This is a genomic window from Catonella sp., from assembly GCF_052169795.1.
GTDB lineage: Bacteria > Bacillota > Clostridia > Lachnospirales > Lachnospiraceae > Catonella.
This window is the reverse complement of record NZ_JBQNBU010000091.1, coordinates 1-7,755: the sequence shown is the minus strand read 5'-3', so window position 1 is coordinate 7,755 and position 7,755 is coordinate 1. Positions and strand designations below refer to the sequence as shown.

The following is a 7,755-nucleotide window of genomic DNA, read 5'->3' as shown; positions in this document are numbered from 1 at the left end:
GGCTCTGTTGGCTTGCTTGGTTCTGATGGTGTTACCGGTGTTGTTGGAGTTGTTGGGGTTGTCGGCGGTGTAGTTGGTGGTGTTGGTGGTGTTGGTGGTGTTCCACCCCCGCCACTAGGAGCAGATGGAAGAGGATCATTGGTTATGGTCAAATCACCTGTATCAACGGCTAATGTTGCATTAGTATAAATCTTGTCCAATGACTTGTTAAATTTATTTCCAGTTTTTGTTATTTTAATAACATACTCTGCATCATTTTTCTTATAACCGTTTGGTGCTTTTACTTCTTTTAGCACATATGTGCCTTCTGTAAGTCCTTCAAAAGTAACTTCTCCATTAGCACCTGTAGTCTTTGGTTCCGGTGTGACCGCTACATTATCCTTCTTTAGCTCAAATTCTGCTCCGCTAAGAGGACTATTGTTACTGCTGCTTTTTTTAATAATCTTTAACGAGGTTACATTAGCAACATTTTCAGCCTCATTTTTGACAGTCAAAATGCCTTCTGCCCATTCTACAGTAGCAGGGTATGTGAAATTGATATTTCCACCATTATCTACATTAAACCTGTATACAGGCTTATTATCCTTATAACCTATAGGTGCTTTTGTTTCTGTAAGTTCGTAATTGCCTTCTGTTAATTTACTGTATTCAAGTAAACCATTCTTATCAGTTATACCGGTCTTTCCGGTTATAAGAATGTCTCCCTTTTTAAGTTCAAACACTGCACCATAAAGCGGATTAGAATTTATACTATCTTTTTTGCTAATCTTTAATTTACCCAAATTAGCACTATCACTAATCTCATTTTTTACAATTAATTCATTACCTATATGTGTAATATTTTCAAGGTCTGACACTACCTTTCCGGTATTATCAAGAAGCTCTACTTTCTTTCCATTTTCAAGGTCTGTTATTTTTATTTTGTACTCAGTCTCATTTAACTCATATCCAACTGGTGCCAGAATCTCTTTAAGCACATATTCTCCGGCTGAAAGTCTTTCAAATTCGATAGCACCATCTGCACCTGTTATCTTAGGAGAACCATCTACTTCCACATTATTTTTAGTAAGCTTAAATTTTGCTCCTGAAAGAAGCTTATCTCCATTTGCATTTTTCTTAATTATAGTTAGCTTCTCAAAGCCCTTTACCTTACCTGATGATGCTACTGTTGCATTATAGCTCTTTTTAACTTCTACAGTATTTGCTACAGCGTTACCCTCACGAAGATAAACATCATTTGCTAAGCTTATACCTGCATTTATATCTCCTACAATATCTGTAATATAAGAAATCTTGTAGGTCTCATTACTATTAGGAAGAGTAATAATAAACTTTTTACTATCCTTATCATATTTAAATATATCCGAAAGCCCTGTAGTTATTTCATGCTGTTCTTCAAATGTACCGTCAGTCTTTAGCCTACCTGTAAAAATCCTGTAGTTATCTCCTTGGAATACAAGATTTTTACTGTCTTTTTCTTTTCTCAGACTGAGTTTATCACCAAGCACATCCTCAAGTGTTACCTTAGTATTATCTGTATAATCCTTATACGGAGTGTATACTATATTCCATTTCAGATATCCTTTTTCTTCCTGCTCTTTTGCTTTAGTATCAGGAGTTTTTGTAAGGAATTCTTCATTTATTAACACTTCCTGACTGCTCGTTATAGTATGAGTCAACCATCTTCCTAGTTTTCCATTGAATGATTGGCTTTCTGAGGAAATCTCTGCCTCATTTTTAACAACCCTATCTTTTTTATTAAGATATTCCTTAAATTTTTCTTCCTTAAGCTGTGCTTTAAATAAAATTACATAAGGTGAGTCTAACTTTTTAAACTTAAACTCAAGCTTATTATCAGTCTTTACAAACTCTAATTTTTCTGGAGTAAGTTCTACTGGTGAGCCTTCTGCAAGTACTGTTGCATCTATCTTTGCAACACTAGTAGCAGGAGTGCCTTTGTATATAAGGTATTCTTTATCTCCAGTAATTTTGGTAAGCTCCCAGTCATCCGGAAGAGTATCCGTAACAGTAACTACTCCAAGGTCACCATCTGTATCATTAATCTGTGCTGCATTCACACTGAGTCTATAAATAATGGAGCGATCTTTTATATTGAATGCAGTATTCTTAATTTCTTCAGCTGGCTTAGCCGTTTTGCTGCTACTGTCAAATACATCATCATTGATTATATTGTTTGCATAGGATACTTCTAAGTTATTCACAAACTCTGCTGCAGCTTCCTTCGAAAGAGCTTGTTTCTTTAACATCTTAGGATTATAGGCAGTATTGACACCTTTTATCTCAATAACCTGTCCACTTTCATTTTCAAGAAACATGTAGTTCTTAACCTGTACTGATGAATCTACTTTATCCGTTCCGAATAATGCCCATGGCTCAGCATGCTTTGATTTAAATTTAACTACATTTTTTCCTTTTTTAAAACCACTAATCTCCAGTAAATGACCTATTATTTCGCCATTAACTTTTTTTATAAGATAAGTCTTATGAGACAAACCATTATCATTCTCGGTAAATGGTGCTTCTGGGTTCACAAGTCTTTGTCGGTGTGGAACATGTGAAACTACATGCTCTAAATTAACTCCCGGACGAATATTATTCATTGAGCCATCAAAATTAGTAACTTTATATTTACTAGTATCCTTAAGTTCTCCATTATTTGCTATAATATCCTTACCAAAAACAAAAGCATCGTAAAGGTAATATGTCTTGTTATCTGTATCCGGAATATTGACCTCTGCTATCCATTCTGTCTCAAAGGCAGCTCTTTTTATTGCGTTCGTCTTGTCACTGTCTCTTCTGTCACCAATTTTACCTTTGCTTTTATCAGTGATTTCCTCTGTCTCTCCTGGATTCATCCCAAAAGTTACAGTGGACTTACTCAATTTTCCTTTACCAATTGGTGCTTCATTATCAAATGTTACTTTTATACCAGTAGAAGATCCCCAATATATTTTAGCATAATTCCTAAACTGATAATAACCACCATTTGTGTCCAAATCCTTAGTTTCAATGGTAAGCCTTGTCTTTTTGTTTACAGTACCAAGACGATACTTATTAGCTGAATCAGGAGCTATGGTTGTTGTTGTAGTACTCCAGTCATTTATAGCATCATCCCATACCTGATAATAGCTGCTCTCCCTTTCCTGTATGAGTCCTCCTACTTCTGATTTCAAAAGAGGATCTTCTATAATTACATTGTCTAATTGTTCATTAGATTCATTTATCTCTACATGCCATATTATTTTGTGCTTATCCTCAGAAATTTTAACTACTTCGTATTTCTTTGTGCCAAATTTAGTTAGTTTAACTACTGCTTCATTAGATTCTTTGATAAAATTATCTTTAGAAACCGTTGCTTTATTTCTATAAATTTTTCCCGAGTACAGTTCCCCTGATGATATCTCAGTACTAAATTTTATTTGTGCTTTTCCAATATTAGGATCTGTAAAATCTTCATTTTTCATCGTATAGCTAAGTTTTGTTTGATTTCCACCACTCTCTAGTGCTTTTGTAACCCCATTAACTGTAAATGTCCCTAACTTGCAATTCCCTACTGCAGTAAGATCGTCATTAAACACATACCCCACAAGACTAAGCTGTTCATTTACACCTTTTTTCTTTCTCAGCACATCTACAGTCCAGTCTACAGTACCGTTATTTAGGTTAAGTTCACCCTTTTTCTTAACAGTAAATTCTTCTTCAGAACTTTCTACATCATAATGTTGACCTGAAATTATAATTTTGCCATTATTTTTATCATTTATTTCAGCTTGATTTATCTTTAACTTAACTATTGCTTTTACTTCAATTTCAGCCTGGTCAAACATAATAGGGTCTGCAAAACCAAAATCAAATCTAACTTTAATTTTCCCCTCAGAGTCCTTAGTAAAGGTAGTTTTACAAATTGTTTTATTATGAAGCGATGAATCTGTCTTATCCGGATCCGGTATTGTATTCTGCTCAATTGCCATATTGTCAAAATCAAAATACTGACCTAATTCATATTCTACATATGAAATATCATCTATATGATCTGCTGTATTTTTATCAAAATTAAATTTATCCTTAATTGTAACAGTCAATTCATCTGTTAAATCAATCTTAGGTGCCGGAGTTGCGTTTAAATCTAATTCTGCTCCTTTTTGTACATAGGTTATTTTATGTTCCTTTACTACATTGGTATTTCCGGTTTTATCCACAGTACCAGGTCCTGCTGCCTCTGCAAACTGTGGCAGTCTCACTCCTGTCAAAAATATCCCTACCATAAGTATCAAACTAAGTAGTGCGTATTTGTGTTTTTTCCACATATGTTACCTCCTCGTTCTTTAATTGCTTAGCTGTATAATTATACATTATATTCCTTATTTTTAGTTACTACAATCCTTTTTTAATGACAATACGAGCTATATTCTTAATTGTCAGATTTTTGTATGACTTTGTGTGAGTAATACCATAAGGCAATCTCACTGCCAAGGGCTATAATAGTATTTAAGGATAAAAGAACTGTGTCCTGGCATAATATGTCAAAACACAGCTCTCATTTAACTATAAATTAGTTCTCTTTATACTTCTTTCTTCTTACTACCAATGCACCTGCTGCAAGCAACAAAAGCATAGCTCCACCTGCATAATATACTACATTGTCAGTTCCACCTGTCTTTGGAAGTGCCCTCTTTGCCCTGCTAGGCCCCTTAGGAGTTCCATCGTCATTAACTTCAACATACTCATTCTTTCCATCAGGAGTCTTCTGCTTTACAAAACGACCTTGTGGAGTACCTTCTTCATCAACTGCTACGAACTCATCCGGACTATCCGGGTCATTAGGATCCGGAAGACTGTTTTCAGAATACCTCGGAAGTTCCGCTGTCGGTGTTGGTGAATTTGGTGATGGTGTTGGGTTAGGTGTTGTACTTGGGTTTGGTGACGGATTAGGGCTTGGTGTTGTGTTTGGTACCGGTACCGGCGGAACAGATCCGCCGCCTCCCGGTGTAGTTCCGCCACCACCGCCCGGAGTAGTTCCTCCGCCGCCACCAAGTGTAGTTCCACCACCATTTGGTACATCGTTCTTCTTATTAAATACTACAACTGTCTTTTCTATTTCTTTTATTTCTCCATCCTTAGCATCTATTATCTTAAACTCAGGATTTAATGCACTTGCAGTTACAACTACTGTATAACTCTTCATAAGAGCTGTATAATTATTAGGAGCTGCTTCTTCTGTAAGCACATATTTGCCTGACTTAAGTCCACTAAATACAAGGCTTCCTCTTGATGCCACCTCTTTACCTGTTATTGCACTATAAGATACTGCTGTATCAGATTCAAGAGCAAGTCTGAACCTGGCACCATCAAGCGGTGTCTTTATTGCTCCAAGAGTAGTAGCCGCGTTATCAGCTGAATCTGCTTTAAGGAGCTTAAGGTCATAGGTTTTTTCATTGAAGACTACGAATGTATTAGTTTTTGGGTCTAACATTTTTATTGCTTTACTATCCGCATCCTTAATCGCAACCTGCTGCCCTGTAAGAGCACTAGGAGTTACCGCTATTTCAAATGACTTAGCTAAGATTGCATAACCTGTAGGAGGAGCTAGCTCGGTCAAGGTATATATACCTGCCTTGCTTACTGCAAAACCTACTTTTCCTTCTGATGTCACAGCTGAGTAACTCACTGCCGGCTCTTCCTTATGAACAAGAGTAAACTTAGCTCCTGCAAGCTTAACGAGTTTATTCTCATCTGTTTCATTCATGCCGGTCATATCAGCCTTTATCAGATTTAATACAATTGTCTTTTTTTGTTGTTCATTAAATACTACAACTGTATTATCAAAGAATACTGCATTCTCACCTTTAACTGTAACTTCTTTACCCTTATCTGCACTTGGATCTACTTCTACTTCAATCGCATCAATTAACTTGTTGTATCCTTTTGGTGCTGCTTCTTCTATTAACCTATATGTTCCTTTTTTAAGTCCCTTAAAGATATATTTACTATCTTCTTCAATTGCTGCATAAGTAGTAACTTTATCACCAATTTTACGCTCGAGAGTAAACTTAGCTCCGGTTAAATGTGTGATATCCTTCAGTGAAGCTCCTGCTTCCCCGGTCTTATCTTTATCATTCAAACCTGCTTTTACAAGCTTTAAGTCATAGGTTCTTTCATTAAAGACTGTAAAACTTCCATCCGAATTTGCCTCTACATAATGCTCATCCTTAGGACCTGTTAAAGTTATCTTGCCATCCTTATCTACAGCAAAGCTATAAACATTAGCTTTCAGCTTCGCATAATTTTCAGGTGCAACGGTTTCTTCTAAGGTATATGTCTGCCCTGCCTTAAGGTTCTTGAATACAAACTCACCATTATCCTCACTGCCTTCTTTGGTAAGCTTTTCATTTCCCGCAGCATTCAGTACAAGTGTAGCACCTGTTACAATAAGATTATCAGCTGCAAAATCTTTCTTTATAAGTTTAAGTTCATAAGTTTTTTCATTATAAACTACAACCTTACCATCAACTACCTCTATGTCTTTTACAGTCTTGTCAACTGCAATTTCCGCAGCTTTACCTTTAACTGCACTAGGAGTAATGGTAACAGAGTACTCTTTTTCTAATTTGTTGTATCCTCTTGGAGCCTTTGTTTCTTTAAGCTTATAAGTACCTGCTACAAGATCTTTGAAAACAGCACTTCCTGTTGTATCAGTTATAGCACTTTCTGTTGTTATTCCGTTAGGATATATAAGTTCAAATTCTGCATCGGCTAAAGCAGTCTTATTAGCTATATCCTGTTTCACCACTGTAAGGTCTGCCACAGGTCTTGTGTCTTTTTCATTGTAAATAACTAAGTACTTAAACTTATAATTATTGGCTTTGTACTGCTCATTCTGCTTCGTTTTGGTATGCTCAGAGTCATAAAATCCATGGTAATCTACTCTGCCTTTTACTTTAGGATTCTTTTTATCAGGTGTAAAGTCAAAGTGATAAATTCTTGAGGCATCTGCTTTGTATCCTTTTGGAGCTTTTAATTCCTGTAAGGTATAAGAACCTTCTACAAGATTTTTAGTAGCAGTATAAACACCGTTATTATCTTTAACAGGTATTACTTCACCTGTTTGGGCATTCTTTAAGACAAATCTCGCACCTGAAAGGAGATATTTGTTAAGTGCAGCTAAACCTTGTTTCTCACTCTTACCAAAGTTCTTTTCAATTGGGTCAGTAGATGACTCAACAGGTTCTCCAATCAAAAGCTTTGTTTTAGTATTGTACTTTTCAAGCTTAAACTTAACTCCACTGAGAGCCTCTGTAGTATCTTCATCAATCTTCTTAAGTACAATATTTACTAGCCGATAATGATAGGTCTGCAATATCATTATCGGCTTTTCTATTCAAAAAATTAATATTTAATATTGATTTTTTTATATTGTTGTGAAATTTTGCTACAAGTACACGGTTTGTGTTGTTGTGATTTATTTTTATGAAACTCCTCAAATTTCCTATATTGTATTCTTGTTGATTATTATTACAAACTTTCTACCTGTTCTCTTGTCAGACCTGTAATCTCCATTATATACTTTAATGTAGCTTTACTTTCCTTCAGTTTTTTGGCTATATTGAGAGTTGCAATCTCTTCCCCCTGCTCTATGCCTTTCTCTATACCCTGCTCTATTCCTTTCTCTATACCCTGCTCTATGCCTTTCTCTATGCCTTTCTCTATGCCTTTCTCTATGCCTTTCTCTATGCC

3 protein-coding genes are annotated in these 7,755 nt (G+C 35.7%); all 3 read right to left on the bottom strand.

The genetic code is table 11. From position 1 onward, the window contains the following. Nucleotides 1-4,328: MSCRAMM family protein (locus ACTTKP_RS10235; protein WP_442553803.1), on the bottom strand; the 4,328-nt coding region annotated here is incomplete at its 3' end. Nucleotides 4,329-4,573: 245 nt separating this feature from the next. Next, a complete protein-coding gene (locus ACTTKP_RS10230; RefSeq protein ID WP_442553802.1) occupies nucleotides 4,574-7,384 on the bottom strand; it encodes a SpaA isopeptide-forming pilin-related protein in 2,811 nt (936 codons plus the stop codon). Nucleotides 7,385-7,533: 149 nt separating this feature from the next. Then, the coding region (locus tag ACTTKP_RS10225; RefSeq protein WP_442553801.1) for a hypothetical protein at nucleotides 7,534-7,755 on the bottom strand (222 nt) is incomplete at its 5' end.